The sequence below is a fragment of the Sphingopyxis sp. YR583 genome (assembly GCF_900108295.1).
Classification (GTDB): Bacteria; Pseudomonadota; Alphaproteobacteria; order Sphingomonadales; family Sphingomonadaceae; genus Sphingopyxis.
The window spans coordinates 1,220,720-1,246,976 of sequence record NZ_FNWK01000001.1; the positions used below are offsets into that span (position 1 = coordinate 1,220,720).

A 26,257-nucleotide genomic window follows, 5' to 3' on the forward strand; every position below is an offset into this window, starting at 1 on the left:
TGTCACATGCTTCCGAGCCGGACCAACACGGACATCGTCAATATCCATGCCAGTTGCGTCGCGGCGGGCAATGGCGGCGTGCTGATCCTCGGCAATTCGGGACAGGGCAAGTCGGACCTTGCGCTGCGGCTGATCGACCGCGGCGCGCGGCTGGTCGCCGACGACCGCTGCGACATCTGGTTCGAACGCGGCCGGCTGTGGTGCCGCCCCCCCGAAAATCTGGCGGGCAAGCTGGAGGTGCGCGGGATCGGGATCGTCGAACGCCCGTGGACGGCCCCCGTCCCGCTCGCGCTCGCGGTGCGCCTGACCGACCGTTACGACCGCATGCCCGCGGTCAATCAGGTCGAAACCGTCGCGGGCCACGCGCTTCCGGCGTTGCTGCTGTCGGCGTTCGAGGCATCGGCCCCGATCAAGATCCTGATCGCGCTCGAACGGCTGGCACCCGCGGCATGAGGCATAAATGACCGACATAGCCGCCGAATCGCGCCTGTTGCTGATCACCGGCCTGTCGGGCGCGGGCAAGTCGACCGTGCTCAAGGTGCTCGAGGATCTCGGCTGGGAGGTCGTCGATAATCTGCCGCTCGCGCTGCTCGAAACGCTGATCGACGCACCGATGCAGCGCAGCGAGGCGGGACGGCCGCTCGCGATCGGGATCGACAGCCGCAGCCGCGGTTTCCGTCCGGCACTTCTCGTGCGCCGGATCAAGGATTTGCGCGACGCGGGCGGGCGCGACATCCAGACCCTGTTCCTCGACTGCGCCGGCGCCGAGCTCGAGCGCCGCTTTTCGGAAACGCGCCGCCGTCACCCGATGGCCGAGGACCGCCCCGCCGCCGACGGTATTGCGCGCGAGCGCGAGATGATGGAGCCGCTCCGCCGCTGGGCCGAGCATGTCGTCGATACGACCAATTACAGCAGCAACGATCTGCAGCAGGAAATCCGCCAGCGTTTTGGCGACACGGGCGACGACGAGCCGGTGCTCAATGTCCTGAGCTTTGGCTTCGCGCGCGGCCTGCCGCGCAACGCCGACCTCGTCTTCGACATGCGCTATCTGCGCAATCCGCACTGGGATCCGAAGCTGAAGCCCGGAACCGGGCTGGACGCCGATGTCGCAGCCTATGTCATCGCCGACCCGGCCTATGAGGACAGCGTCGCGCAGATCGAGAAACTGATCCTGACCCTGCTGCCGCGTTACCGCGCCGAGGGCAAAAGCTATGTCACCATCGCTTTCGGTTGCACGGGTGGGCGCCACCGCTCGGTCCATGTGGCGAGCCGTGTTGCCCAAACGCTACGCGAGTCCGGATATGAGCCGACGCTGACCCACCGCAATCTTGACTCTGCCCCGCAAGATGGGCTTGAGGGCAGGCCCCCGCCCGCGGCTTCCGCGCCCGGCGGCAACATATAAGGGTCGACGACTTCATGGCGAACGATAAGGCTTTGCCGCTTCTGGGAATGGTGCTCGTCACGCACGGCCGCCTTGCCGAGGAAATGGTGCGTGCGATGGAGCATGTCGTCGGTCCCCAAAGGGCCATTGCGACCGTCTGCATCGGCCCGAACGACAATATGGAAATGCGCCGCAAGGAAATCGCCGATGCGATTCGCAAGGTCGACGAAGGCCGCGGCGTCGTGATGCTGACCGACCTGTTCGGCGGAACCCCGTCGAACCTGGCGATCAGCCTGCTCGAATCGGGGCGCACCGAAGTGATCGCCGGGGTCAACCTGCCGATGCTGATCCGCCTCGAAAGCGCGCGCAAGACGATGGAACTTCGCGCCGCGGTGATCGCGGCGAAGGAAGCCGGCCAGAAATATATTTCGGTCGCGTCGGAGATGTTGGGAGTAGGCCCTTGAACGAAAATAGCGAGACGGTCGAAATCACCAACCAGCGTGGGCTCCACGCACGAGCGAGCGCCAAGTTCGTGACCTTCGTCAGCCGGCTGCCCGAAAGCGTGTCGGTCGAGGTCGAAAAGGGCGGATCGCGCGTCAACGGCACCTCGATCATGGGATTGATGATGCTCGGCGCCGCAAAGGGCGATTCGATCACGATCCATACGAAGGGCGACGGCGCCGATGCGGCGCTGCTGAAGCTCGTCGGGCTGGTCAAGGACAGCTTCGGCGAGGATTGACGCCATGGCTCGCCGCAGCCGTATCGAAAGCTTCTCCAACCCGCTGGTCAAGCGGATGCGCCTGCTGCGCGAAAAGCGGCATCGGCGCGCCGAGGGGCTGTTTCTCGCCGAAGGGCTGCGCATCGCGACCGAGGCGCGCGAGGCAGGCGTGCTGCCTTTATGGCTGTTCCTCGCCGAAGAGGGCGCCGCGCATCCGCTAGCCCAGGCGCTGGTCGAGGCGGTGCTCGCGAGCGGCGGCGAGGTCATCGACACGACGCCCGCAATCCTCTCGAAACTGTCGGGCAAGGACAATGCCCAGACAATCGTCGGCATCTATGCCGAGCCGAAGACGCAGCTTGCCGATCTCGACCGCGACGCCGCGCCGATCTGGCTCGTCGCCGAGCGCCTACGCGATCCCGGCAATCTCGGCACGATGCTGCGCACCGGCGACGCCGTCGGCGCCGGCGGGCTGATCCTGCTCGACGAAAGCACCGATCCCTATGCGGTCGAGGCGGTGCGCGCGAGCATGGGCGCGATCTTCACACAGAAACTGGTGATCGCACGCTGGGAAGAGTTTCTCCCATGGCTACGCCAAGGCTCCGGCCAACTCGTCGCGACATGGCTCGGCGCGGATACGCAGGATTATCAGGCGGTACGCTATGCCGCGCCGACCTTCATCCTCACCGGCAATGAATCGCAGGGCATGCCCCCCGAATATGCCGCCGCCGCCGATGTCCGCGTAAAGATGCCGATGATGGGCAAGGCCGACAGCCTGAACGCCGCGGTGGCGACTGCGGTAATGGCCTATGAGGTGCTGAACCAGCGGCGGAACCAATAGCCGGGCCGCGCGGTTCATCGATCGATCAGCAAGATGCGTTCAGGAGATGCCGCATGATCAGGATCGCCCTACCCGCTTCGCTTTTTATCCTCGCCGCCTGCGCCCCCGCCGCCGAAACCCCGCCGCAAGGTCCGGGCGAGCAACCCGCCGCCTATATGGCGCTTGGCACCGAGCCCGGCTGGACGCTCGAAATCACGCCGTCGCGGCTCAACTATGACGGCGACTATGGCGAGACCAAGATCATGGTGCCGAACCCCGGCGCCAAACCGTCCTTCAACGGCGAACGCTATGTCACCGACCGGCTGACCGTCGACATCACCCACAGCGAATGCAGCGACGGGATGAGCGACCGCCGTTACCGCGACACGGTGACGGTGGTTGCCGACGGCAAGACGGTGAAGGGATGTGGCGGCAAGATCCTGCCGCCGACCGAGCTTGCGGGCACCAACTGGAGTTTCGTGTCGATCGGCGGCACGCCCGTGGCGGGGGACCGACCGACGTCGCTGCAATTCGATGGAAACCGGCTGAGCGGCAGCGCCGGCTGCAACCGCTTTTCGGGCAGCTATGCGGTCGATGGCGGGACGCTCAAGGCCGGGCCGCTGATGGCGACCGAAATGGCGTGTCCGGGCATGAAGCTGGAACAGGCCTTCTTCAAACTGATGGCGACGCCGGTCAGCCTGACCTTTGCCGACGACGGGACGCTGATCCTGACGGGCAGCGAAGGCCGGACCGCGGTGCTTCGGCGCGCGATCTGATCGCGGAGCTTATTCGCCGGCGTCGTTGACCGCCGCGGGTGCCGCCGCCAGCTTTGCCAACGGCCGCGCCGCCTGCTCGGCGACCGGAAGCGACGGGATTTCCTTGTCGCCGGTTTCGATATCGAGCGCCTCGAAGCGTTTCGCCTGCGTCAGCACCTGCGATTCGAAGCTGCCGACGAAGGCGTTGTACGCGCCGGTCGCCTGATCGAGATTCTTGCCGACACGTGCGATATGCGCGCCCATCACCGACATGCGCGCGTAAAGCTCCTTGCCGAGCGCGGCGATCTCGCGCGCCTGCCCCGCCAGCTTTTCCTGCCGCCACACCGCCGCGACCGTGCGCGCGATCGCAATGAGGTTCGTCGGCGTCGCGAGCAGAACCTTCCGTTCGAACGCATAGTCCCAAAGCTCGTGATCCTGATCGAGCGCCGCCGCGAGGAAATGCTCGCCCGGCACGAACATCACGACGAAATCGGGCGTGTCGTCGAACTGGTTCCAATAGGATTTGGCGCCGAGCGTGTTCACATGCGCCTTCATCGCCGCAGCGTGCGCGGCGAGATGGGCGACCTTCTCGCGTTCGTCGACCGCGCCGAACGCATCCTGATAGGCATTAAGCGACACCTTGGCATCGATGACGAGGCTCTGTCCGCCCGGGACCTTCACCACGACGTCCGGGCGCAGCCGCCCGCCGTCGCCTTCGACGCTGACCTCGGTCTGGAAGTCGGCATGCTCGGCAAGACCGCAGCTTTCGAGCACGTTACGAAGCTGCTGCTCGCCCCAGCGGCCGCGCGCTTTCGGCGCGTTGCGCAGCGCATTGACGAGCTTTGCCGCCTCGCTCGACACGCGTTCGGTGCCCTCGCGCATCGCCGCGATCTGGCCGTGGAGCAGGCCGAAGGCGTCGCGCCGCTCGGCCTCGACCTTGCCGACCGCTTCCTCATATTTTTGCAATCGCTCGTGGACCGGATTCAAAAGCGCTTTCAGATTGTGTCCGGCCGTCTCTTCGCTCTGGCGAAAGCGTGCATCTGCGCGCTCCAGGAACGCCTTTTGCGCGCCGTCGAGCATGACCTGCCCGACCTCGCGGAACTGCGCGGTGAGCGCGGCTTGCGCGTCCTTGAGCTGCGCAATCTGCGCATCATGCGCTTCGTCGCGCGCGCGCTGTTCGCTGAGCAAGGCGGCAAGCTGGATATCGGCCGACTTGCGCGCCTCGGCCTCGGCCGCAAGATCGGTCACCGCGCTCTTGAACCGTTCCGAAAGCCCGTCGCGTTCGGCCTTGAGCGCGCCCGACTCCCGGCCGGCGAAAAGCCAACCGATCAAACCGCCGATGGCAAGGGCAACAAGGGCGACAATGAGCGAGCTTCCATCCATGAACGGAACATAGGACGAACACCGCCTATCTGGCTAGCCGCTAATTGGCCGGTCAGAGTAATTCGCTCGACACGTCGAGTTCGCGCACGCGGCGCTTCTGCCGCGCGATGTCGACCAGTCGGCGCAATTCCTCGCGCCGCTCGGCCGCGCGTTCGATATATGGCATGACCAGCGCGCCCTCGCGCGTCGTCTCGTCGCTCGAATCGATCCCGATCGTGCCGATTCCCGCCCACTGACTGATCAGCGTGAAATCCATCCGCACATCCTTGACGCGGTACAGCTCGATCTCGTCGATGCTTTTGACGAAAATGCCCTTGCGCAGGATCAGCCGGTCTTCGGTGAGTTCATAGGTGACGCCCAGAAAACGGATCCACTGGACCAGCGCAATAACCAGCCCGACCCCGACAAGGCAGAGCAACAGCGTCAGCCATCCGGCGAGCGACCCGCGCAGCCAGCCCCAGGTCGAGGAACGAAAGCGGTCGAGAACTTCGGGCATGAACGCCTCCTTCGGTCAGATCAGATAGATGACGACATAACGCGCGACGAGCGTCGCGAGGATCGCGATACTCCAGCGGCGATCCTTGACCCACATTGCCGCGACCATCAGCGCGACAAGCACGAGCGTCAGGGCCCACGCAAGCGGATGCGCGAGCGCCGCTGCCAGCTTGGGCTGCGAGGCGTAATAGGCAAGCTGCGCCGCGAGCAGTGCGAGCAAAAGCCCGAGCACGATCCGGCGGACACGGAAATAATGGACGTCGAGATTGGCAAAGCCCCCGGGATGCGACGGGAAGACCAGCCGTGCCGCAAGGAAATAGACGCTCGCGAACGCCGCGACGCTGAGCAAGGCGGTGCTCGACACCGCGATATCGCCGCGCGCGAGCCATGCAGCACTCCAGAAGGAGAGCAGGTCGAGCATCACGAAGATCGCGAGCAGCGGCGTCAGCCAGCCGATCGCGAATTTCGCGTGGCTTTCCTCCGCCGCGAAGCGCGCCTCGATCGCGCGGCCGAGCCCGCCGAGCAGCTCGACCATCGAGAGGCCGAGGAGCAGGCTGTAGAGCGCGAAGACAAATTCGAAATCTTCCATCTACACCATGTCCCACGATGACGGCAGGATCGCGCGATAGGCCTCCAGCCCCGGCGCGCCGCCAACGATCATCCCCTGCGTGAGCAGCCAGTAATGGCGCACGATCTCGGCCTGCTGCTCGAGCCCGTAACGTTCGAGCAGCCAGCCAGGCTTCAGACTGTAGCTGTAGGTCGCGAACGGGTGACGCATCAGCACCAGATACCAGCGCCCGCGCGTCTGCGCCTGCCAGACATGCGTCATCTCGTGAATGAAAAGGCCCTGCAGACGCTGCGACGCGGCGCTGAAATCCTCGCAATAAAGATCGCCGTGCGGGTTGAAATGCAGGCTGCCCATCGGCGCCATCACGATATGGCGCGGCTGGAAGAAAATCCATTTATGGTGGCAGATGCGCACGCGGTCATATGCGATCGCGCCGCCGAACACCGTCCGGGCGAGCGCGATTTCGCCGGTCGTCAGGGGTCGCGACGGACGCGGCACCCGCGCTTATTTCTTCGCAGCGTCCGGGGCGGCCTTTTCGGCGCTCTTTTCCATCGCACCATGATCCATCGCGCCATGATCGGCCGCCGCGGCGCCTTCCGCCGGCTTGATCACCATGTCGAACAGGATGCGTTCGTTGTTGTTGTTGGTGAAGACGAACGCCATCGGCAGCTTGCCCGCGCGCACCGCGGCGCCATTGATGCCCCAGATCATCAGATGCTTGCCGCCCTGCTTGAACACCAGTTCGCCCTTCGCCGGCACATCGGCGCGGAGCAGCGGCTTCATCGTCACGACGCCATTTTCCTTGACGCTCTCGTGCATCTCGACGCGCTGCGCGAGGTCGGCGGTCACCGCGACGAGCTGGACCGGCTGCGGTCCGCCCTGGACGCGGAAATAGCCCACCGCCGGACGGTCAGGCGTCGCGCCCATCACGATATGACCGCTGACCACATTGAGCGGCTGTCCCTTGCCCAGATTTTCCCCGCAAGCCGTCAGGGTCAGCGCGGTGGCGGCAAGTGCAAGGATCGCAAAAGGTTTCATTTTGGGAGGACTCCGTAAAAGCGCGTCATTTCCCATCCCCGATAAGCCCTCAAAGCCCTTGTGCCAAGGATAAGCGCACCTATATCGCCCCCATCAAACCCCCATGGGACTCAACGAATGGCGTGCCTTTTCAGGGCGCCAAGGAAGCAACAAGGACGTAATACCAATGGCCAAAGTGATCGGGATCGACCTCGGCACCACGAACAGCTGTGTCGCGGTGATGGAAGGCGGAAAACCCAAGGTTATCGAAAATGTCGAAGGCACCCGCACGACCCCGTCGATCGTCGCCTTTGCAAAGGATGGCGAGCGCCTGATCGGCCAGCCGGCGAAGCGCCAGGCCGTCACCAATCCCGAAAACACGGTTTTTGCGGTGAAGCGCCTGATCGGCCGCCGCTTCGACGATCCCATGACCAAGAAGGACATGGAACTCGTCCCCTATACCATCGCCAAGGGCTCGAACGGCGACGCGTGGGTCAAGGCGGGCGGCGAGGATTATTCGCCGTCGCAGATCAGCGCGTTCATCCTTCAGAAGATGAAGGAAACCGCCGAAGCCTATCTGGGTGAAAAGGTCGAACAGGCCGTCATCACCGTTCCCGCCTATTTCAACGACGCACAGCGTCAGGCGACCAAGGACGCCGGCAAGATCGCGGGTCTCGAAGTCCTGCGCATCATCAACGAGCCGACCGCGGCCGCGCTGGCCTATGGTCTCGACAAGACCGAGAACAAGACGATCGCGGTCTATGACCTTGGCGGCGGCACCTTCGACATTTCGGTCCTCGAAGTCGGCGACGGCGTGTTCGAAGTGAAGTCGACCAACGGCGACACCTTCCTCGGCGGTGAAGATTTCGACAGCAAGATCGTCGAATATCTGGCCGACGGCTTCAAGAAGGACGAAGGCATCGACCTGCGCGGCGACAAGCTGGCCCTGCAGCGCCTGAAGGAAGCGGCCGAAAAGGCGAAGATCGAACTGTCGACCGCGGCGACGACCGAAGTCAACCTGCCCTTCATCACCGCCGACGCCAACGGGCCGAAGCATCTGGTGAAGACGATCACCCGCGCCGACCTTGAAAAGCTGGTCGAAGACCTCGTCAAGCGCACGCTCGAACCCTGCAAGAAGGCGATCAAGGACGCCGGTATCTCGGCGAGCGAGATCGACGAAGTCGTGCTCGTCGGCGGCATGACGCGCATGCCGCGCGTCCGTGAAGTCGTGAAGGATTTCTTCGGCAAGGAACCGCACACCGGCGTGAACCCCGACGAAGTCGTCGCGATCGGCGCCGCGATCCAGGCAGGCGTGCTGCAGGGCGACGTCAAGGACGTGCTGCTTCTCGACGTGACCCCGCTGTCGCTGGGCATCGAAACGTTGGGCGGCATCATGACCAAGATGATCGACCGCAACACGACGATCCCGACGAAGAAGTCGCAGGTCTACTCCACGGCCGACGACAATCAGTCGGCGGTGACGATCCGCGTGTTCCAGGGCGAGCGCGAAATGGCGCAGGACAACAAGATCCTCGGCCAGTTCGACCTCGTCGGCATCCCGCCCGCACCGCGCGGCGTACCGCAGATCGAAGTGACCTTCGACATCGACGCCAACGGCATCGTGTCGGTCCATGCCAAGGACAAGGGCACCGGCAAGGAACAGCAGATCAAGATCCAGGCCTCGGGCGGCCTCAGCGACGCGGACATCGACCAGATGGTCAAGGACGCCGAGCAGTTCGCCGAAGAGGACAAGACGCGCCGTGAAGCCGCCGAGGCGAAGAACAACGCCGAAAGCCTGATCCACTCGACCGAAAGCCAGCTCCGCGAGCATGGCGACAAAGTCGACGCGGGCCTGAAGTCCGAGATCGAAGCCGCGGTCGCCGAAGCCAAGACCGCGGTCGAAGGCGGCGATCCCGCAACGATGACCGAAAAGAGCCAGGCACTCGCGCAGGTCGCGATGAAGCTCGGCCAGGCGATCTACGAGAAGGAGCAGCAGTCGGCCGCATCCCCCGGCGCCGATGACGATGCCGGTGCGGCGAAGACCGACGAAGACGTCGTCGATGCCGAATTCTCGGAAGTCGAAGACGACAAGAAGTAAGAATGAAACTCTCTCCGCCGTGTCTCTCGAGGTGCGGCGGAGCTGAGGGGGCCGATAGATTATGTCGCTCGACATCGATTATTACGAACTGCTCGAAGTCGAGCGCACCGCCGACGACGCCACGCTGAAGGCGAGCTATCGCAAGCTCGCGATGAAATATCACCCCGACAAGAATCCGGGGTGCGATGACAGCGAAGCGCGTTTCAAGGCGATCAGCGAAGCCTATGACTGCCTGAAAGACCCGCAGAAGCGCGCAGCCTATGACCGGTTCGGCAAGGAAGGCGTGCGCGGCGCGGGCGGCGGCGGTGGCGCCGATTTCGGCGATATCGGCGATATTTTCGAATCGATCTTTGGTTCGGCGTTCGGCGGTGGCGGGCGCCAGCAGCGCGGTCCCGCGCGCGGTGCCGATCTGCGCTACGACATGGAAATCAGGCTCGAGGATGCTTTCGCCGGCGTCACGCGCGAGATTCAGGTCGATGTCGCGGCGCGCTGCGACACCTGCGACGGATCGGGCGCCAAGCCCGGTACCCAGACCAACCGCTGCACCACCTGTGCCGGCCACGGCAAGGTCCGCGCGCAGCAGGGTTTCTTCATGGTCGAGCGCACCTGCCCGACCTGTCAGGGCGCGGGCGAAGTCATCGCCGACCCGTGCAATTCATGCCACGGCGAAGGCCGCGTCGACCGCCGCAAGACGCTGACCGTCAACATCCCCGCCGGGGTAGACGAAGGCACGCGCATCCGCCTGTCGGGCGAAGGCGAGAGCGGCGCGCGCGGCGCGGCGCCGGGCGACCTCTACATCTTCCTCCATATGGCACGGCACAAGGTCTTCGAACGCGAGGGCACGACTTTGTTCACGCGTGCGCCGATCAGCTTCACGACCGCGGCATTGGGCGGCGAGATCAGCATCCCCGGCCTCGACGGCAAGAAGCACGACATCACGATTCCCGCGGGAATCCAGTCGGGCAAGCAGCTCCGACAGCGCGGCGCCGGCATGCCGGTGCTGAACGGCCGCGGTCATGGCGACCTCGTCGTCCAGATCGACGTCGAAACGCCGACGAAACTGACCGCGCGCCAGAAAGAACTGCTCTGCGAGTTCCGCGAGACCGAGACCGGCGAGGAATGCCCTGCCTCACAAGGTTTCTTCGGCCGCATCAAGGAAATGTGGGACGATCTGACGGATTGATCAGCCGATCTCTCCACGCAGCTCGTCGATCAGCGCCTTCACCTTCGGCAGCCGCCCCTCCTCTTCATCGAGGATCGCGTGGAAGGCGCGGCGCTTGATCGCTTTCAACTCTTCCACCGGCAACGCGCCCTCGCCCGTCACGCTGCTCGCGACGATGTCGATCAGCCGGTCGGCGCCATGGAGGCGACCCCATAGATAGTCGTTCTCGCGGTAAGCGCGGCTGAAAAAAGCGCCGAAGCTGTTGAACTCGACGCCTTTCAGCATCGCCGCTGCGCCGCCGGTGCGGATCGCGGTCGCGTCCGACGGCGAGATGCGGTCGACCTTGATCGGGTCGAACTCGTCGAATCCCTCGCCCTGCAGCAGCGGCAGCGTCGCGATGTCGTAAAAGGGGTAGCCGAGATAGGCGAGCAGCAGCGTCCGCCGGTCGTCCTTCGGCAATTGCGCGAGCCCTGCGGCCACGCGTTCGTCGGCGCCCGCATCGGCGCCGATCAGGTCGCGGCGTTCCCCGATCGCGTCGATCCACGCCGCCGGCCCCGCATCGGCGGGCACATCGACGTCCGACAGCCAATCGTCGCCCTCCCGCTCCAGATAGAGGCCGAGCGCGGCATAGACGGCGTCGCGCATCGCGTCGCACGCGGGGTCACGCACGTCGCGTTTCGCTTCGACCACCCGGTCGAGTTCGCGCGCGAGGAAGCGGAGGCGGCGGATGCGAAAGCCGATGTCGTGGATGCGGAAAAAGACGACCGCATCGTCGCTCGCCCCCATGCCGCGCTTGCCCGACAGCCGGTCGAGCCCACGCGAGCGGATTTCGGTCCACAGCGCATCGCGGCGGTTGCGGCGGTGAATGTCGCCCTCGGGCGGAGCCAGCCGGTCGATCGCGCCGACCAGTTCCTCGACCACCGACGACAGCTTGAGGTGGCCATAGGGCGCATAGGAAAAGCCCGCACGCGCCGCGGCCTGATCCTGCGCCTTCGCACGCCATTTCTGCAGCCGCGCCGGGGTCGGCGTGTCGAGGAAGAAGGTGGTGCCGAACAGCGCGGCGACCTGTTCCTCGACCTCGACCTTCATCGCATCGACGATATGCTGCATGCGGCGGATACGGCGCGACATACCCTCGATCGCCTCGACGCTCTCCCGGATCGGCTGCTCGCGCGGGATTTCGGACAGCGCGCCGAGAATCGTCGACAGGAAGCCGGGAAGCCTTGCGTCTTCGCCTTCGGGCACGTCGGCGGGCTTGCCGAAACTGATCGAGCGATAATCGGGTTTGGGGTCGATATAGACAAAGCGGCGATCGATCTCGCGCCGCGCGGGCCGCTGCTTCAGCGCCGCGATCGCCGGACGGAACGGCGCATTGGCAAGTACCGATCCGTCGATCAGCACGCGGTCGGCGGGGTCGGTGTCGCCGCCGGCGGGAAGCTGGGTGCGGATAAAGGCCTCGCGTCCGGGCCAGGCGATCCGGCGATTGTGCAGCACGCGATCGAGTTCGCGCAAGGTGAAGGGCGGGAAAGCGCCGGGGAAGCTCGCGGTGGCGCGCGCCGCGGCGGCGAGCGACGGGACATCGCCCAGGCTTCTGCCTGCGCGCTCGTCCTGCCGGAAACGCAAGATCAGCCGGTGCTCGTCCTCGGTCACGCGCGGCGGGCTGTTCAATGACAGGAAGGTCTGATGTCCGGCATAGTCGGTGACCGAGACGAACAGGTCGACGGGCTGTCCCGCGGGCACCAGCGCCGGCCCGACCGGCCCCTTGTCCATCGCGTCGAATGCGTCGAGCAACAATCCCGAAAAGGTCTCGCCTCCAAAGGGCGGCTCGAACCATCGCGCACGCACAAGGCGCGACAGCTTGGCGCGCACCTCGTCCTGCGCGCCCTCACCGACGGTGCGGTCGATCACATTGCCGCGTTTCTTCATCATCCAGCCGGCGATCGGCACGGCCCAGAATTTCGTCGCCGCCGACAGCGGCCGCGCATCGGGGTCGAGCAGATAATCGACGTCGGCGTCCTTCAGCCACAGCTCGGTCAAGGGATTGAGCGACTGGCCGCTCGCAATCGCGCGCGCCAGAAAAATGCCGTTGATCCCGCCCGCACTGGCGCCCGCGATGATGTCGGCGAGCACGCGCAGCTTGACCCCGCCCTGGTCGGCAAGCGCCGCGAGAAGCTCGCCATAGATGCGGCCCGATCCGGTCTGCAGCGCCCCTTCGTGAAAGGCGCGCGACGCCGCCGCGAGCCGCCAGACCTCCTTGGTGATGCCGTGCATATAGACCGCAAGGCTGATGCCGCCGTAGCAAATCAGGGCGAAGCGCAGTTCCTTTTCCCGCATGGTCAGCGTGATAGCGCGCTTTGGCGGGCCTGTCCCCTCTCCCTCGGTCGAGGATGAAGCGCCTTTCTTCTTGATTTTGCGAATGGTTCGCACTAGCGCGCGCTCCGAAAACAGGAGCTTTCCCCATGAACCGCAAATTCGTCTTCGCCGCGCTCGCCTGCACGGCGCTTTCCTCGCCCGCTTTCGCGCAGGACAGTGCGCCCGTCGCCGATGGCGACGAAAGCGAAGGCACGATCGTCGTCACCGCCGCGCGCACGATCCTGCCGCCAAACGCGCTGCCGCTGACGATCGACGTCATTTCCAAGGAAAGCCTCGATCAACAGGTGGCGGTCGCCGGCTCGGTCATCGACGCAGTCGCGAACCTGACCCCCAGCTTCTCGCCGACGCGCCAGAAACTCTCGGGCTCGGGCGAAACGCTGCGCGGCCGCTCACCGCTCTATGCGATCAACGGCATCCCGCAATCGACCCCGATCCGCGACGGATCGCGCGACGGCTATACGATCGATCCCTTCTTCCTCGACCGCGTCGAGCTGATCTATGGATCGAACGCGCTGCAGGGAATTGGCGCGACCGGCGGCGTCGTCAATCAGGTGGTGATCAGGGCGCCGCAGGAAGACGGCCTCTCGGGCCGCGCGCTGGTGCAGGGATCGACCGGCAATTTCGAAAGCAACAGCTTTGGCGGCAAGCTCGGCGGGCTGCTCGCCTATCGCCAGGGCGGATTCGACGTCACCGGTGGCGTCGCCTATGAAACGCGCGGCCTCTATTACGACGGTGCCGGCCGCCGCGTGGGCATCGACAATACGCAGGGCGATGTGCAGGACAGCAAGAGCCTCAGCTTCTTTGCGCGACTGGGCTATGACCTGTCATCGACCGCGCGGATCGAACTGTTCGCCACGCGCTTCAATCTGGAAGGCAATGGCGACTGGGTGCAGGTCGCGGGCAACCGGACGACAGGCCTTCCCACCAGCTCGCGCCGTGGGGATATACAGGGCGAAGCGGCCTCCAACCGCGTCGAAACCGTCAATCTGACGCTGACCGACACCGACCTTGGCGGCGGCAACCTGATCTTCCAGGCCTTTTTCAACCGGTCGCGCGATATTTTCGGCGGCGATGTCAGCGCGACCTTCCAGGACGCCAGCATCGCCCCCATCGGCACCTTGTTCGACCAGTCGGCGAACCGCTCGCGCAAGATCGGCGCGCGCGTGAGCTATGAACGGCAATTTTTCGACGCGCTCAACGTCACGCTCGGCTTCGACTCGATGTGGGACAAGACCCAGCAGGAAATGATCGCGACCGCGCGCTACTGGGTTCCGCCGACAACCTTCCGCACCCTCGCCCCCTTCGGCCAGGCCAATCTGAAACTGTTCGACGGCGCCCTGCGCGTTGCGGGCGGCGCGCGCTGGGAAAACGGCCAGCTCAAAGTCGACGATTATGTGACGCTGGCTTCCTATAATTCAGCGCGGGTCAGCGGCGGCACCCGCAATTTCGACGATCTGCTGATCAACGGCGGGGTGATCTTCGAGCCGGCGCAAGGCCTCCGCGCCTATGCCAGCTATGCCGAAGGCTATTCGATCGCCGACGTCGGCCGCATCCTGCGGGCCGTCAATGGCGCGACCCAGCCGAACTTCCGCATCGAAGACGTCAACGTCACCCCCGTCATTTCGAACAATCGCGAGGTCGGCATTGAAATCAAGCGCGGACCGCTCGATGCCAGCGCGTCCTATTTCTGGTCGACCTCAAAGGATGGCGGCCTGTTGGTCGTGAACAGCGCGGGCGTTTATGACGTTCAGCGCCAGCGCATCGAAATCGAAGGTTTCGAGATCAATCTGGCGGTTCAATTGCCCGTCGACGGGCTGAAGCTCGGCACCGGCTATGCCCATCTGTCGGGCCGAACCGACAGCAACAAGGACGACAAGGTCGATATCGACCTCGACGGCGCGAATATTTCGCCCGACCGGGTCAATTTCTGGGCGAGCTATAACAACGGTCCGGTGTCCGCGCGCGTGCAGGCGGGCCTCTATCTCGACCGCAAATTCGATGGCGCGGCGGCCAACACTGCCTTTTCGGGCTACACGCTGACCGATGCGGTGCTGCGTTACGATCTGTCGCGTCTCGGCGCGGTCACGCTTGCAGCGTCGAACCTGTTCGATGTCGACTATGTCACCTATAACAGCCAGACGATCCGCTCGACCGTCGTCGCGACCGACAATGCGCGCTTCTTTACCGGGCGCGGCCGGACCGTCACGCTCGGCTGGGACTACAGGTTCTAAAGGGGCGTTTTCGACATGATGAAGCTGCTCGACACGCTGCACCGCTGGACGGGGGGCCTGATCGGCCTCGTGCTGGCGCTGCTCGGCCTGTCGGGCACGATCCTGCTCTATGATTATCTGTGGATCGGATTTCCGGGCACCGGCGATCCGCTGCGCGGCGACCTGACGACGGTCGCCGCAACCACCGAACGGCTGATGGCAACGCCGGGCGCGCAGGGCATCATCTTTGCCGACGAACGCTTTGGGCTCCACCAGCTCCGCTTCGGCAAGGATGCGGGCGCCTATGCGAACCAGTCGGGGGAGATCGTCACGCGCTGGGCAAGCCAGTGGGAACGGCCCGAGCTCTGGATCTTCGATTTCCACCACCATCTGTTCACCGGCGACAGCGGCGAGTGGGTCATCGGCATCGCCGGGCTTTGCGGCCTGTTCTTCGTGATCAGTGGCGTGATCCTGTGGTGGCGCACCCGCAAGACCTTCCAGTTCCGCCTCTGGCCCAAGCGGATGTCGCGTCCCTCGATCGTGATGCACCACCGCGACCTCGGCATTGTCGTCGCGCCCTTGCTGCTGATCTCGATCGTCACGGGCACGATGATGATCTTCCGTCCGTTCGCGCTCGGCGTCGTCGCGCCCTTCGGTCCGCTCGCCGAGACCGCGAAAGCGCTCGACCCGCCGAAATACAAGGGCGGCCCGCTCGCGGACAAACCCGACTATACCGCGATGCTCACCGAAGCGCGCCGCCGCTTCCCCGACGCCGAATTCCGTATCCTCAGCCTGCCGCGCAAGCCCGGCGACCCGATCAGCCTGCGCATGAAGCAGCCCGCCGAATGGCTGCCCAATGGCCGCTCGACACTGGCGTTCGACGCCGCGACAGGCGAAGTGCTCGGTGTCCGCGATGCGCTGAAGCTCGCCCCCGGCGCACAGGCGTTCAACATGGCCTTCCCGATCCACGCGTCAAAGGTCGGCGGCTGGGCGTGGCGCATCCTGCTCACCATCTCGGGCCTTACGCTGACGATGCTCGGCAGCCTCGCGGTGTGGACCTTCTGGTTCAAGCGGCCGAAGCCCGCGAAACGCGCGGTGAAAAAGGCCGCACTCGCTTCGGCATAGGCAGGTGCCGCGCGCCTGTCATGGTTGCATGCCGCAACCATAGCCCCTACATTCGGCGCTCAACCGATCGGAGAATTTCGCCATGGACCGCAACCTGACCGCAACGCAGCCCCGCCTTGCCGCCAGGAAAGTCCATGTTCATGCCCTCCATTACGATCTCCAACCTCGGCTGGTCCGCGCCTGACGGCCGCGCCGTCCTTTCCGGCCTCGACCTCAATTTCCAGTCCGAACGCACCGGCATCGTCGGGCGCAACGGCGTCGGCAAATCGACGCTGCTGCGCCTGCTGACCGGCGAACTCGCGCCCACGTCGGGCAGCATCGCCATCGACGGCAACATCGCGATGCTTCGCCAGACGGTGCAGGTCGCGGCGCAGGACAGCATCGCCGACCTGTTCGGCGCGCGGGACGCCCTCGCCCTGCTCCGCAAAGCCGAAGCCGGCGAGGCGAGCGTCGAGGAGATCGGCGACGCCGACTGGACGCTCGAAGCGCGGATCGACGAGGCGCTTGCGGGCGTCGGCCTGCCCCTGCCAGCCGACACGCGGCTCGCGCACTTGTCGGGCGGTCAGCGCACGCGCGCCGCGCTCGCGGGGGCGATGTTCGCCGCGCCCGACTTCCTGCTGCTCGACGAGCCGACCAACAATCTCGATCGCGAAGGGCGCGGCGCGGTTCGCGACCTCCTTGCTCGCTGGCGCGGCGGCGCGATCGTCGTCAGCCACGACCGCGAATTGCTCGAGGAAATGGATGCGATCGTCGAACTGACCGGCCTCGGCGCCGCGCGCTACGGCGGCGGGTGGAGCGCCTATCGCGCGCGCAAGGACATCGAGCAGGCGGCCGTCGAGGCCGAACTCGCGGGCGCCGAAAAGCGCGCCGATGCGGCGCAGCGGCAGGCGCAGACGGCCACCGAGAAACAGGATCGCCGCGATTCGCGCGGGCGCGCCAAGGCCGCGCGCGGCGACATGCCCAAAATCCTCATCGGCGGGCTCAAACGCCGCGCCGAGGAAACCCGCGCCGCGGGGAGCCGCCTCGCCGAACGGCAGCGCGGCGAGGCCGAAGGACAGCTCGCTGCCGCGCGTGCGAAGATCGAGATTATCGACCCGCTCTCGGTCGGCCTGCCTTCCTCGGGTCTCGCCGGATCGCGGACGGTGCTCGCGCTCGACCATGTCACCGCGGGCTATATCGACGGCCGGCCGATCATAGGGGGCCTGTCTTTCGTCGTCACCGGCCCCGAACGCATCGCGGTCACCGGCCCCAATGGCTCGGGCAAGTCGACGCTGCTCGCATTGATCGCGGGCACGCTGGCGCCCTGGTCTGGAGACATTCGCGTCGGCGTCCCCTTCGCGCTCTTCGACCAGCGTGTCAGCCTGCTCGACCCCGCGCTGTCGATCGCCGACAATTTCCTACGCCTCAACCCGGGAACGACGAATAATCAGTGCCGCGCCGCGCTCGCGCGCTTCCGCTTTCGCGCCGATGCCGCCGACCGCATCGTCGGGACGCTCAGCGGCGGCCAGATGCTGCGCGCCGGTCTCGCCTGCGTCCTTGGCGCGCCGCAGCCGCCGCAATTGCTCATCCTCGACGAGCCCGCAAACCATCTCGACATCGAATCGCTTACCGCCGTCGAAACGGGCCTTGCCGCCTATGACGGCGCGCTGCTCGTCGTCAGTCACGACACGGCGTTTCTGGAGGCGATCGGGACGACACGGACGATCGAATTGACGCGCATCGTGAACGACGGGGTTTAACCGGCGTCCGCCCGATTTTTACATCGGCGCACCATCTTTCGCCGCCACGCTAACCTTCTTTTAACCAGCCGGCACCAACAACCGCCTATGGCCATTTCCGGATATTTTCTTCCCTCGGCGCCCGGTGCCGACAGGCGTTTCAACGACCGCCGGAAACTCAGCCTTCTCGCCCGGGGCTCGCACCATGACGGCACGGGTATCGAGGTCCAGATCCACAATATCTCGGGAACGGGCCTGTTGTTCGAAAGCGACGTCAAGCTATCGGCCGGCGACCGGATAGAAATCGAGCTTCCGCACGCCGGCGACATTACCGCCGTCGTCATCTGGGCGAGCGGGCGGCATGTCGGATGCCAGTTCGAAGGCCCGGTATCGCCCGCAACGCTCAGCGCCGTGGAACTCAAGGCCGCGGTCGACCCGGACCCCGTGGTTGAAGCGGAGGTCGCCGAACCCGCAATCGACGAAGCCTTTGGCGACCGCCTGCAACGACTGCGCACCGAGGCCGGGCTCAATCAGGCCGAGGTCGCCGAACAAATGGGCGTCAGCGCGCCGTCGGTCTCGAGCTGGGAAACCGGCCGGTCGCGCCCCAAGCACGGGCGCATGGCGCAGCTCGCCGGCATATTGGGAGTCCCGGCGACCGATCTGCTCGACGATGCGGCGCCCGAAGACGCGCAGGAGCTGATCGAGCGGAGCCGCGAGGAAATCGCGCACGCCATGGGGGTCAGCGTCGACCGGGTGCGGATCTTCGTCGAATATTAGCGGCGCGATCTACGCCGCCATCACCCGCGCGATCAGTTTTTCTTCCTTCGCAATCCATGGGGCCATGCTGGGCCGCGACAAGATAGCCTCGCTCCACGCAGCGATCTTCGGATGCGTCGCCGGATCGACGCACGCGCCGCAATGGCGAAAATTCATCAGCGGGGAGGCGACCGCGATATCGGCGAGCGTCAGCCGGTCGCCGACGAGGAAACCCGACGCCGGAAGCGCGCTTTCCAGATAGGCGAGCAGCTTGGGCAATTCCTCGCCCTCGGCTTGCGCCGCCGCAGCCAGATCGCCTTCGCGACCAAGAAATTTCGGCGCGACGATGCGGTTGAAGAATATCTTGCCGCTGCACGCCGCGAATACCGTGTCGCCGAACTCCTCCCACCAGATTACCCGGCCGCGTTCCTGCGGGTCGGCGGGGATCAGCGCGGGCTCGGGATATTTCGCCTCGATATATTGGATGATCGCGCTCGAATCGGCGAGCATGAAGCCGTCGTCGTCCATTGCCGGCATCTTGCCGAGCGGCGACGCGGCGCGAAACCCCGGGTCGGGATCGCCGATGCCGACACCCTTCAGCTCGAACTCGATCCCCTTTTCACCCAGATAACCCAGCAATTTCCGCACGAACGGCGACACCACCGACCCGTAAATGATCATCCTGCTTCTCCCGTTTCTTAACCCATATCATAGGCGACGGGTTTTCACTTGCAACCGGCCGGGCGACGGAACCGAAGCGGCACGAAATTAACTTGCTATCAGTCCGTTCGCGTGAAAGATCGGTGACGGAGGGGGCGCTGCTGCGGCAGCCATCAGCGGGATATTAACAATGCGCCCTTCAACCTGGGCAGATCGGCTGTTAGCGCTGCTGGTCCGCTTCGTCGGGCTGGTCATCCTGCTGGCGACCATCGTCGCGGCGAGTGCCAGTTTTCTTTATAATCAGGCCGAAGAAGCCGATCAGGCCGAACGCGTCGCGGCGCAGTTCAACATGCGGCTGCGCGACCATGTCGCGATCCTCGAGGGCGTTCGCGCGCTCTACCAGTCCGATAGCGGCGCGAGCGGGCCCGGCATCCGTTCCTATCTCGCCGCGCTCCAGCCGCAGGTCCAGGCACCCGGCATGGAAGGCATCGGGATCGCCGCCGCGATGCGCGCCGGCACCCCCGACGCTCTCGAAGCGCGGCTCAGGGAAAATTACGGCGAGGATATCAAGGTGTGGCCGGCGACCGACCAGCAGGTCGGATTTCCCGTCGTCCTGGTCGAACCCTATACGCCGCGTCGGCACGTCGCGCTCGGCTTCGACATGTATAGCGAGCCGGTACGGCGTGAGGCGATGCGCCGCGCGTGGCAGACGGGCCGCCCCGCGGCGAGCGGTATCGTCCACCTCGCGCAGGAAAAGGCCGCTACGGTCAAGCAGCCCGGCTTTCTCATCTACCTTCCCGTCTATACCCGCGGTTCGGAGCCCAGCGTGACCGACGAGGCGGCAAAAACGACCGGCACCCGCCCCGTCGAAGCCTTTGTGTATGCCCCCTTCCGCGTCAACGACATGATGAAGGCCATCCTCGGGCCGCAGCTCGGCCAGATCGACGGGCTCGAAATCCGCGCCGGAGCCGGCCCCTCGGCGCCCGTCGTTTTCCGCCATGGCAAGATGGGCTGGGACGCGCAGGAACAGGTGCTGCGGATCGCCGACCGCCAGTGGACGATGCGCATTTCCTATGGCCGCCTGCTCGAACGGCTCGGCCGCCCGCTCGGTATCTTCCTCTTCGGCCTCGCGCTCGCCGCGCTCGCGACGCAGCTCCACCGCGTCCAGCAACGCCGCGTTGGAGAGGCACAGGCGCTCGCCGAGGAAAAGGCCCGCCACGCCGAAGACCGCGAGCTGATGATCGGCGAAATGGCGCACCGGATGAAAAACGCCTTCGCCCGTATCGGCGCGCTTGCCCGCATCACACTGCGCGAATCTGCCACGCTCGAAGAGTTCGAGGCGAAATTCGACGGCCGCATGCGTGCCCTGTCCGACGCCAAGCAGATGCTCGTCACCGGCGCGGTCGACAGCGTCGAACTCGGCCGCATCGTTCGCCGCGAACTCGAGCTCGCCGGCGTGTCGCCGGACCAGCTCGCAGCCATCGCAGGCCCCGAAGTCCGCCTCGACGACGAGGGCGCTCAGGCCATTTCGCTCGCGCTCCACGAATTCGTCACGAACAGCATCAAATATGGCGCACTGGCGGGCAAGGGGCACCTTGCCGTCGGCTGGCACCGAGACGATGGCGACATCGAGCTCGACTGGGTCGAAAGCGATCTTGCCGAAACGCCGCATATCGAAAGCGAAAGCTTCGGTACCCGGTTCATCCGCACGATGATCGAGCGGCAACTCAAGGGCAGCTGGAAACGCAGCGCGGTTGACAACCGCCTCGCCATCGTCATTCGATGGCCGGATAATGCCCCCACACACTGACGAACGCTGGCACATCTGGATCGACCGCGGCGGCACCTTCACCGATGTCGTCGCCCGCCGCCCCGACGGCGCGGTCGTCACCACCAAATATCTGAGCGAAGACCCGGCGCGCCCCGGCGACGCGGCGGTCGGCGCGATCCGCGATCTTACCGGCGCGGGAGCCGGCGCGCTTCCTCCGCTCGCGATCCGCATGGGCTCGACCGTCGCCACCAATGCGCTCCTCGAACGCAAGGGCGAGCCGACTTTGCTCGCGATCACCCGCGGTTTCGGCGATGCCCTCACCATCGGCTATCAGGATCGTCCCGACCTGTTCGCGCGCAGGCTCGACCGCACGCCGCCGCCGCATGCAGCGGTCGCCGAGATCGCCGAACGCGTCGGACCTGACGGCGAAATCCTGACGCCGCTCGACGAAGACGCCGCCCGCGCCGCGCTGCAAGCCGCACGCGATCGCGGCCTCTCCAGCATCGCGATCGTCCTGATGCACGGCTATCGATATCCGGCGCACGAGCGGCTCCTCGCCGAAATCGCGCGCGAACTCGGCTTCACGCAAATCTCGACCAGCCACGACGTCAGCGCGCTCATCAAGCTCGTCGGCCGCGGCGACACGACGCTCGCCGACGCCTATCTCTCGCCGGTGCTCCGCCACTATGTCGACCAGTTCGTCGCGCAGTTGGGCGCCAGTTCGAACGGGGGCATCGACCCGCAATTCATGAAAAGCTCGGGCGGCCTCGCCTCGGCAGCGGCTTTTCACGGCCGCGACGCGATCCTCTCGGGGCCCGCCGGCGGCATCGTCGGCATGGCCGGCAGCGCCGCGCCGCTGGGCAAGACGCGGCTGATCGGCTTCGACATGGGCGGTACCTCGACCGACGTCAGCCATTATGCCGGCAGCCTCGAACGCGATAACGAGACCATCGTCGCGGGCACCCGCATCCGCGCCCCGATGCTGCGCATCCACACCGTCGCCGCCGGGGGAGGCTCGATCTGCCGATGGGACGGCGCGCGCCTCATCGTCGGCCCCGAAAGCGCCGGCGCCAACCCCGGCCCCGCCGCCTATGGCCGCGGCGGGCCGCTCACCGTCACCGACTGCAACGTCCTGCTCGGCAAGATCCAGCCCGATCATTTCCCGAAACTCTTCGGCCCGAATGGCGACCATCCGCTGGGCCGCGATATCGTCGTCGAAAAATTCGCCGCGATGGCCGCCGAAGTCGGAAACATCACCCCCGAGGTCTTAGCCGAGGGACTGCTCGCCATCGCGGTCCAGCAGATGGCGAACGCGATCAAGCGCATCACCATCGCGCGCGGCCACGACCTCACGCAAGGTTACAGCCTCGTCGGCTTCGGCGGCGCCGCCGGCCAGCACGTCTGCCTGGTCGCCAACGCGCTCGGGGTCGACGAAATCCTGCTCCATCCGCTCGCGGGCGTGCTCTCGGCCTATGGCATGGGGCTCGCCAGACCCTCAGCGATCCGCGAGCGCACGCTGGCGCTCAAACTCGACGCCGGTTGCGCCAAGGCGTTAGCCACCGTCGAAACCGAACTGTCCGGGCAGGCCAGCGCCGACCTGTCTCCCGACACCGAAACCGTCCGCGAAACCTTGCTCTTCGTCCGCCTCGCCGACAGCGACAACGCGATCGAACTGCCGCTGGCCTCGCCAGCCGAAATAGCCAGCGCCTTCGCCGCCGCCTTCCGGCAGCGCTTCGGCTACGCGCCGCACGACAATCTGGTGATCGACCGCATCCGCGTCGAACTGACCGAGACGGGCGATACCCCCGCGACCATCGCGCCGCCCGCTCCATTGGCCGAGGCCGAACCCGAAACCGTCACCGCCTGGCTCGCGGGCGCCGAACATAGCGTCCCCCTACACCAGCGCAGCGCCCTCGCGCCCGGCCGCACCGTCGCCGGCCCCGCGATCATCATCGACCCGCTCTCGACCACCATCGTCGAACCGGGTTGGCGCGCCGAGGTCCAGAGCGAAGGCACCTTGCTCCTCGCCCGCAGCCGCCTCGCCGAAACGCACGTCGCGGTCGCTGACGATCCGACCCACCCAGACCCGATCCGCCTCGAAATCTTCAACAGCCTGTTCATGGCGATCGCCGAGGAAATGGGCGGCGCGCTCCAGCACAGCGCCTCGTCGATCAACATCCGCGAGCGGCTCGACTTCTCCTGCGCGATCTTCGACGGAAACGGCAGCCTCGTCGCCAATGCTCCCCATATGCCGGTGCATCTCGGATCGATGGGCGAAAGCGTCCGCACCATTCTTCGTCAGCGCACCACCGACGGCCGTGGTATCCGGCGCGGCGACGCCTATGCGCTCAACGCCCCCTATGACGGCGGCACCCACCTGCCCGACATCACCGTGATCATGCCGGTATTCGTCGCCAAAGAAGATGATGGGGACGACACGCCGAGCTTCTTCGTCGCCGCGCGCGGCCACCATGCCGACCTCGGCGGCATCGCCCCCGGTTCGATGCCCCCGGGCAGCCGCAGCATCGAAGACGAGGGCATCCTCTTCGACAACGAACTGATCGTCGATGACGGCAATTTCCTCGACGCGGCCGTCCACGCGCACCTCAACGTCGGCAACTGGCCTGCCCGCAACCCCGCGCTCAATATCGCCGATCTGAAAGCACAGGTCGCCGCCTGCCAGCGCGGCGCAAGCGCGCTTGCCGACCTCTGCGCCGCACACGGCGCGGCAACCGTCGCCGCCTATATGGCGCACGGCCAGCGGCAGGCCGAAGCCGCGGTGCGACAGCTCATCGCACGCCTCGACGACGGGGCCTTCCGCTATCCGATGGACAATGGCGCCGAGGTCGCGGTCGCGGTGACGGTCGACCGCGAAGCACGCCACGTCACGATCGATTTCACCGGCTCGTCGCTCACCCTCCCCGACAACTTCAACGCCCCGACGCCTGTCGTTCGCGCCGCGGTGCTCTATGTCCTGCGCACCATGCTCGACGACCCGATCCCGATGAACGAGGGTTGCCTCGCCCCCGTCACGCTGATCGTCCCGCCGGATTCCATGCTCTCGCCGCGCTATCCCGCCGCGGTGGTCGCCGGAAACGTCGAGACCAGCCAGGTCATCACCGATGCGCTGTTCATCGCCTTCGGCGCGATGGCGGGCGCGCAGGGGACGATGAACAACTTCACCTTCGGCAATGACGCCCACCAATATTATGAAACGATCGCCGGCGGCTCGGGCGCCGGCCCCGGCTTCGACGGCACCAGCGTGATCCAGACGCATATGACCAACAGCCGCATGACCGATCCCGAGGTCATGGAAACGCGCTTCCCCGTGATCGTCGAGGAGTTCTCGATCCGCCGCGGCTCGGGCGGCGCGGGCCGCTGGCACGGCGGCGACGGCGCGCGGCGCCGCATCCGCTTCCGCGCGCCAATGGCCGCGAACATCCTCGCGAACCGCCGCCGGATCGCGCCCGCGGGCCTTGCGGGCGGCGCGGACGCCGCTCCCGGCCGAAACTGGATTGAACGCGCCGACGGCCGGGTCGAAATGCTGGCCGCGACCGGCAGCGCCGATTTGGGCGCGGGCGACGCTTTCGTGATCGAAACGCCGGGCGGCGGCGGCTATGGAAATGCGGGAGAGGAATAGATGCTCGTCCTGATCGGCATCCTGATCATCATCGCGGGCTTCCTGCTCCGCTTCAACCCGCTGCTCGTCATCATGGCCTCGGCGCTCGCGACGGGCCTCGCCGCGGGGCTCGATATCACTGCGATCATCGCCGCCTTCGGCAAGGCGTTCAACGACACGCGCTACGTCTCTATCATCTGGATCGTCCTCCCCGTTATCGGCCTTCTCGAAGCCTATGGCCTCCAGCAGCACGCCCGCAGCCTGATCGACCGGATGAAGGGCGCGACGCTCGGCCGCCTGCTAACCGGCTATCTCCTGCTCCGGCAGGCGATGGCGGCGGTCGGGCTGACCTCGGTCGCGGGCCATGCCCAGACCGTCCGCCCGCTCGTTGCCCCGATGGCTGAGGCCGCTGCCGAAGCAGGGAATGAAGCGCTCACCGACGCACAGCGCGAAGAGGTCAAGGCCTTCTCGGCCGCGACGGACAATATCGGCCTTTTCTTCGGCGAGGATATCTTCCTCGCGATCGGCTCGATCCTGCTGATGAAGGGCCTGCTCGACGGCTACGGTTATCAGATCGAGCCTTTGCACTTCTCGCTCTGGGCGATCCCGACCGCGATCGCCGCCTTCCTGATCCACGGCCTGCGTCTCCGCCGCCTCGAAAAACGGATGCAGAAGCGGGAGGCGGGCGCATGATCACGCTCGGCTTCGTCTATGTCTTCGCGGGACTGACCTTCGCCGCTTTCGCCGCGCTTGGTTTGCAGGATCGGACCAACCCCAAACGCTTCGGCAACGCCGCCTTCTGGGGCCTGCTCGCGCTTTCGATGCTCGCGGGCGATTATCTCGGCGATTTCGGCAACGGACTGCTCGTCCTCGCGCTCGTCGCGATCGCCGGAACGGGCCAGATCGGCCGCGCGCCTGGCGGCGATATCCCGGTCGAGGCGCAAGCCGAACGCGCCGCGAAACACGGCAATTTCCTTCTCCTCGTCGCGTTGATCATCCCCGCCGCCGCGCTCGCGGGCACCTTCCTGTTCAAATGGGTTCCCGGCCTCGCCGACCCCAAGCAGGCGACCTTGATCTCGCTTGCGCTCGGCGTGCTGATCGCGCTCGCTGTCGGCATGGCGCGCCTCAAGCCACCAGCCTTGCTCCCGCTGCAGCAGGGCCGGCGCCTGCTCGATTCGGTCGGCTGGGCCGCGATCCTGCCCCAAATGCTCGCCAGCCTCGGCGCGGTCTTCGCGCTTGCCGGCGTCGGCGAGGTCGTCGGGGGCCTCATCGGCACCGCGATCCCGGAGGGCAGCCTGTTCGGCGCGACGCTCGCCTTCGGGCTCGGCATGGCGCTCTTCACGATGGTGATGGGCAACGCCTTCGCCGCCTTTCCGGTGATGATGGCCGCGGTCGGGCTGCCCCTGCTCATCAAGCAATATGACGGCGACCCCGCCGTGGTCGCGGCGATCGGCATGCTCGCGGGCTTCTGCGGCACGCTGATGACGCCGATGGCGGCGAACTTCAACCTCGTCCCCGCCGCGCTGCTCGAACTCAAAAACCCCTATGGCGTGATCCGCGCGCAGATCGGCACCGCGCTGCCGCTGCTGGCGGTCAACATCGTCTTCATCTGGCTCTTTGCTTTCTAGGTT

Annotated in this window: 23 protein-coding genes; 16 read left to right on the plus strand and 7 right to left on the minus strand. The window is 65.9% G+C overall.

Translation table 11 applies throughout. The features are described 5' to 3' along the window. Positions 1-6: 6 nt before the first annotated feature. The 6 genes from BLW56_RS05615 to BLW56_RS05640 are packed head-to-tail and all read left to right on the plus strand — an operon-like array spanning position 7 to position 3,692. A complete protein-coding gene (locus BLW56_RS05615; RefSeq protein ID WP_093509621.1) occupies positions 7-453 on the plus strand; it encodes an HPr kinase/phosphorylase in 447 nt (148 codons plus the stop codon). Between the two features lie 7 nt (positions 454-460). Then, complete coding sequence (gene rapZ / locus BLW56_RS05620; protein ID WP_093509622.1) at positions 461-1,402, plus strand: RNase adapter RapZ; 942 nt, start codon at positions 461-463, stop codon at positions 1,400-1,402. Positions 1,403-1,416: 14 nt separating this feature from the next. Beyond that, a complete protein-coding gene (locus BLW56_RS05625; RefSeq protein ID WP_093509623.1) occupies positions 1,417-1,845 on the plus strand; it encodes a PTS sugar transporter subunit IIA in 429 nt (142 codons plus the stop codon). Further along, positions 1,842-2,120, plus strand: a complete 279-nt coding sequence (locus tag BLW56_RS05630; RefSeq protein ID WP_037555414.1) for an HPr family phosphocarrier protein — start codon at positions 1,842-1,844, stop codon at positions 2,118-2,120. Before BLW56_RS05625 ends, BLW56_RS05630 begins: the two co-directional genes overlap by 4 nt. 4 nt (positions 2,121-2,124) lie before the next feature. Continuing rightward, positions 2,125-2,937 (plus strand): TrmH family RNA methyltransferase, encoded by an 813-nt coding sequence (locus BLW56_RS05635; protein ID WP_093509624.1) that lies wholly within the window; start codon positions 2,125-2,127, stop codon positions 2,935-2,937. 53 nt (positions 2,938-2,990) lie between these two features. Next, positions 2,991-3,692 (plus strand): META domain-containing protein, encoded by a 702-nt coding sequence (locus tag BLW56_RS05640; protein ID WP_093509625.1) that lies wholly within the window; start codon positions 2,991-2,993, stop codon positions 3,690-3,692. A gap of 9 nt (positions 3,693-3,701) precedes the next feature. Here BLW56_RS05640 and rmuC read toward each other — a convergent pair whose 3' ends face one another. The 5 genes from rmuC to BLW56_RS05665 are packed head-to-tail and all read right to left on the minus strand — an operon-like array spanning position 3,702 to position 7,155. Further along, positions 3,702-5,054, minus strand: a complete 1,353-nt coding sequence (gene rmuC, locus BLW56_RS05645) for a DNA recombination protein RmuC (protein ID WP_093509626.1) — start codon at positions 5,052-5,054, stop codon at positions 3,702-3,704. Between the two features lie 52 nt (positions 5,055-5,106). Beyond that, complete coding sequence (locus BLW56_RS05650; protein ID WP_093509627.1) at positions 5,107-5,550, minus strand: PH domain-containing protein; 444 nt, start codon at positions 5,548-5,550, stop codon at positions 5,107-5,109. A 15-nt stretch (positions 5,551-5,565) separates the two neighbouring features. Further along, the gene (locus tag BLW56_RS05655; RefSeq protein WP_093509628.1) at positions 5,566-6,138 is read right to left on the minus strand and encodes a hypothetical protein; all 573 of its coding nucleotides are present in this window, start codon (positions 6,136-6,138) and stop codon (positions 5,566-5,568) included. Continuing rightward, on the minus strand, positions 6,139-6,615 hold the full coding sequence (locus BLW56_RS05660; RefSeq protein WP_093509629.1) for a vgr related protein: 477 nt from the start codon (positions 6,613-6,615) through the stop codon (positions 6,139-6,141). 6 nt (positions 6,616-6,621) lie between these two features. Beyond that, the gene (locus BLW56_RS05665) at positions 6,622-7,155 is read right to left on the minus strand and encodes a copper chaperone PCu(A)C (protein ID WP_093509630.1); all 534 of its coding nucleotides are present in this window, start codon (positions 7,153-7,155) and stop codon (positions 6,622-6,624) included. Between the two features lie 166 nt (positions 7,156-7,321). On the opposite strand from BLW56_RS05665, the gene dnaK reads away from it, so the two are divergent. Both dnaK and dnaJ read left to right on the plus strand, forming a co-directional pair. Continuing rightward, positions 7,322-9,232: a molecular chaperone DnaK gene (gene dnaK / locus BLW56_RS05670; protein WP_093509631.1), complete on the plus strand. Its 1,911-nt coding sequence runs from the start codon at positions 7,322-7,324 to the stop codon at positions 9,230-9,232. Between the two features lie 61 nt (positions 9,233-9,293). Further along, complete coding sequence (gene dnaJ / locus BLW56_RS05675; protein WP_093509632.1) at positions 9,294-10,415, plus strand: molecular chaperone DnaJ; 1,122 nt, start codon at positions 9,294-9,296, stop codon at positions 10,413-10,415. On the opposite strand, the gene BLW56_RS05680 is transcribed toward dnaJ, so the two are convergent. Then, complete coding sequence (locus tag BLW56_RS05680) at positions 10,416-12,728, minus strand: patatin-like protein (protein ID WP_093509633.1); 2,313 nt, start codon at positions 12,726-12,728, stop codon at positions 10,416-10,418. 125 nt (positions 12,729-12,853) lie between these two features. On the opposite strand from BLW56_RS05680, the gene BLW56_RS05685 reads away from it, so the two are divergent. The 4 genes from BLW56_RS05685 to BLW56_RS05700 all read left to right on the plus strand — a co-directional run bounded on the left by BLW56_RS05685 (position 12,854) and on the right by BLW56_RS05700 (position 18,597). After that, a complete protein-coding gene (locus tag BLW56_RS05685) occupies positions 12,854-14,998 on the plus strand; it encodes a TonB-dependent receptor (RefSeq protein ID WP_093509634.1) in 2,145 nt (714 codons plus the stop codon). Between the two features lie 18 nt (positions 14,999-15,016). Then, on the plus strand, positions 15,017-16,102 hold the full coding sequence (locus tag BLW56_RS05690; RefSeq protein ID WP_093510808.1) for a PepSY-associated TM helix domain-containing protein: 1,086 nt from the start codon (positions 15,017-15,019) through the stop codon (positions 16,100-16,102). Between the two features lie 134 nt (positions 16,103-16,236). Further along, a complete protein-coding gene (locus tag BLW56_RS05695; protein ID WP_256203318.1) occupies positions 16,237-17,841 on the plus strand; it encodes an ABC-F family ATP-binding cassette domain-containing protein in 1,605 nt (534 codons plus the stop codon). A gap of 87 nt (positions 17,842-17,928) precedes the next feature. Continuing rightward, the gene (locus BLW56_RS05700) at positions 17,929-18,597 is read left to right on the plus strand and encodes a helix-turn-helix domain-containing protein (RefSeq protein WP_093509635.1); all 669 of its coding nucleotides are present in this window, start codon (positions 17,929-17,931) and stop codon (positions 18,595-18,597) included. 9 nt (positions 18,598-18,606) lie between these two features. Here BLW56_RS05700 and BLW56_RS05705 read toward each other — a convergent pair whose 3' ends face one another. Continuing rightward, on the minus strand, positions 18,607-19,257 hold the full coding sequence (locus tag BLW56_RS05705) for a glutathione S-transferase family protein (protein WP_093509636.1): 651 nt from the start codon (positions 19,255-19,257) through the stop codon (positions 18,607-18,609). A gap of 169 nt (positions 19,258-19,426) precedes the next feature. On the opposite strand from BLW56_RS05705, the gene BLW56_RS05710 reads away from it, so the two are divergent. Genes BLW56_RS05710 through BLW56_RS05725 form a run of 4 tightly spaced genes read left to right on the plus strand, consistent with a single transcriptional unit; the run spans position 19,427 to position 26,254 of the window. Beyond that, complete coding sequence (locus BLW56_RS05710; protein ID WP_093509637.1) at positions 19,427-21,046, plus strand: CHASE domain-containing protein; 1,620 nt, start codon at positions 19,427-19,429, stop codon at positions 21,044-21,046. Beyond that, a complete protein-coding gene (locus tag BLW56_RS05715; protein ID WP_093509638.1) occupies positions 21,030-24,647 on the plus strand; it encodes a hydantoinase B/oxoprolinase family protein in 3,618 nt (1,205 codons plus the stop codon). Before BLW56_RS05710 ends, BLW56_RS05715 begins: the two co-directional genes overlap by 17 nt. Beyond that, entirely contained in the window at positions 24,648-25,319 is a 672-nt protein-coding gene (locus BLW56_RS05720) for a DUF969 domain-containing protein (protein WP_093509639.1), read from the plus strand. Beyond that, entirely contained in the window at positions 25,316-26,254 is a 939-nt protein-coding gene (locus BLW56_RS05725; protein WP_093509640.1) for a DUF979 domain-containing protein, read from the plus strand. Before BLW56_RS05720 ends, BLW56_RS05725 begins: the two co-directional genes overlap by 4 nt. Positions 26,255-26,257 lie beyond the last annotated feature (3 nt).

What these genes read in the sequence shown, in the direction of transcription:
- BLW56_RS05715 (WP_093509638.1), top strand. Translation starts at nt 21,030, where the DNA reads ATGCCCCCACACACTGACGAACGCTGGCACATCTGGATCGACCGCGGC.
- rmuC (WP_093509626.1), bottom strand. Translation starts at nt 5,054, where the DNA reads ATGGATGGAAGCTCGCTCATTGTCGCCCTTGTTGCCCTTGCCATCGGC.
- BLW56_RS05685 (WP_093509634.1), top strand. Translation starts at nt 12,854, where the DNA reads ATGAACCGCAAATTCGTCTTCGCCGCGCTCGCCTGCACGGCGCTTTCC.
- dnaJ (WP_093509632.1), top strand. Translation starts at nt 9,294, where the DNA reads ATGTCGCTCGACATCGATTATTACGAACTGCTCGAAGTCGAGCGCACC.
- BLW56_RS05690 (WP_093510808.1), top strand. Translation starts at nt 15,017, where the DNA reads ATGAAGCTGCTCGACACGCTGCACCGCTGGACGGGGGGCCTGATCGGC.
- BLW56_RS05640 (WP_093509625.1), top strand. Translation starts at nt 2,991, where the DNA reads ATGATCAGGATCGCCCTACCCGCTTCGCTTTTTATCCTCGCCGCCTGC.
- rapZ (WP_093509622.1), top strand. Translation starts at nt 461, where the DNA reads ATGACCGACATAGCCGCCGAATCGCGCCTGTTGCTGATCACCGGCCTG.
- BLW56_RS05655 (WP_093509628.1), bottom strand. Translation starts at nt 6,138, where the DNA reads ATGGAAGATTTCGAATTTGTCTTCGCGCTCTACAGCCTGCTCCTCGGC.
- BLW56_RS05710 (WP_093509637.1), top strand. Translation starts at nt 19,427, where the DNA reads ATGCGCCCTTCAACCTGGGCAGATCGGCTGTTAGCGCTGCTGGTCCGC.
- BLW56_RS05680 (WP_093509633.1), bottom strand. Translation starts at nt 12,728, where the DNA reads ATGCGGGAAAAGGAACTGCGCTTCGCCCTGATTTGCTACGGCGGCATC.
- BLW56_RS05720 (WP_093509639.1), top strand. Translation starts at nt 24,648, where the DNA reads ATGCTCGTCCTGATCGGCATCCTGATCATCATCGCGGGCTTCCTGCTC.
- BLW56_RS05705 (WP_093509636.1), bottom strand. Translation starts at nt 19,257, where the DNA reads ATGATCATTTACGGGTCGGTGGTGTCGCCGTTCGTGCGGAAATTGCTG.
- BLW56_RS05725 (WP_093509640.1), top strand. Translation starts at nt 25,316, where the DNA reads ATGATCACGCTCGGCTTCGTCTATGTCTTCGCGGGACTGACCTTCGCC.
- BLW56_RS05635 (WP_093509624.1), top strand. Translation starts at nt 2,125, where the DNA reads ATGGCTCGCCGCAGCCGTATCGAAAGCTTCTCCAACCCGCTGGTCAAG.
- BLW56_RS05650 (WP_093509627.1), bottom strand. Translation starts at nt 5,550, where the DNA reads ATGCCCGAAGTTCTCGACCGCTTTCGTTCCTCGACCTGGGGCTGGCTG.
- BLW56_RS05695 (WP_256203318.1), top strand. Translation starts at nt 16,237, where the DNA reads ATGTTCATGCCCTCCATTACGATCTCCAACCTCGGCTGGTCCGCGCCT.
- BLW56_RS05700 (WP_093509635.1), top strand. Translation starts at nt 17,929, where the DNA reads ATGGCCATTTCCGGATATTTTCTTCCCTCGGCGCCCGGTGCCGACAGG.
- dnaK (WP_093509631.1), top strand. Translation starts at nt 7,322, where the DNA reads ATGGCCAAAGTGATCGGGATCGACCTCGGCACCACGAACAGCTGTGTC.
- BLW56_RS05625 (WP_093509623.1), top strand. Translation starts at nt 1,417, where the DNA reads ATGGCGAACGATAAGGCTTTGCCGCTTCTGGGAATGGTGCTCGTCACG.
- BLW56_RS05665 (WP_093509630.1), bottom strand. Translation starts at nt 7,155, where the DNA reads ATGAAACCTTTTGCGATCCTTGCACTTGCCGCCACCGCGCTGACCCTG.
- BLW56_RS05615 (WP_093509621.1), top strand. Translation starts at nt 7, where the DNA reads ATGCTTCCGAGCCGGACCAACACGGACATCGTCAATATCCATGCCAGT.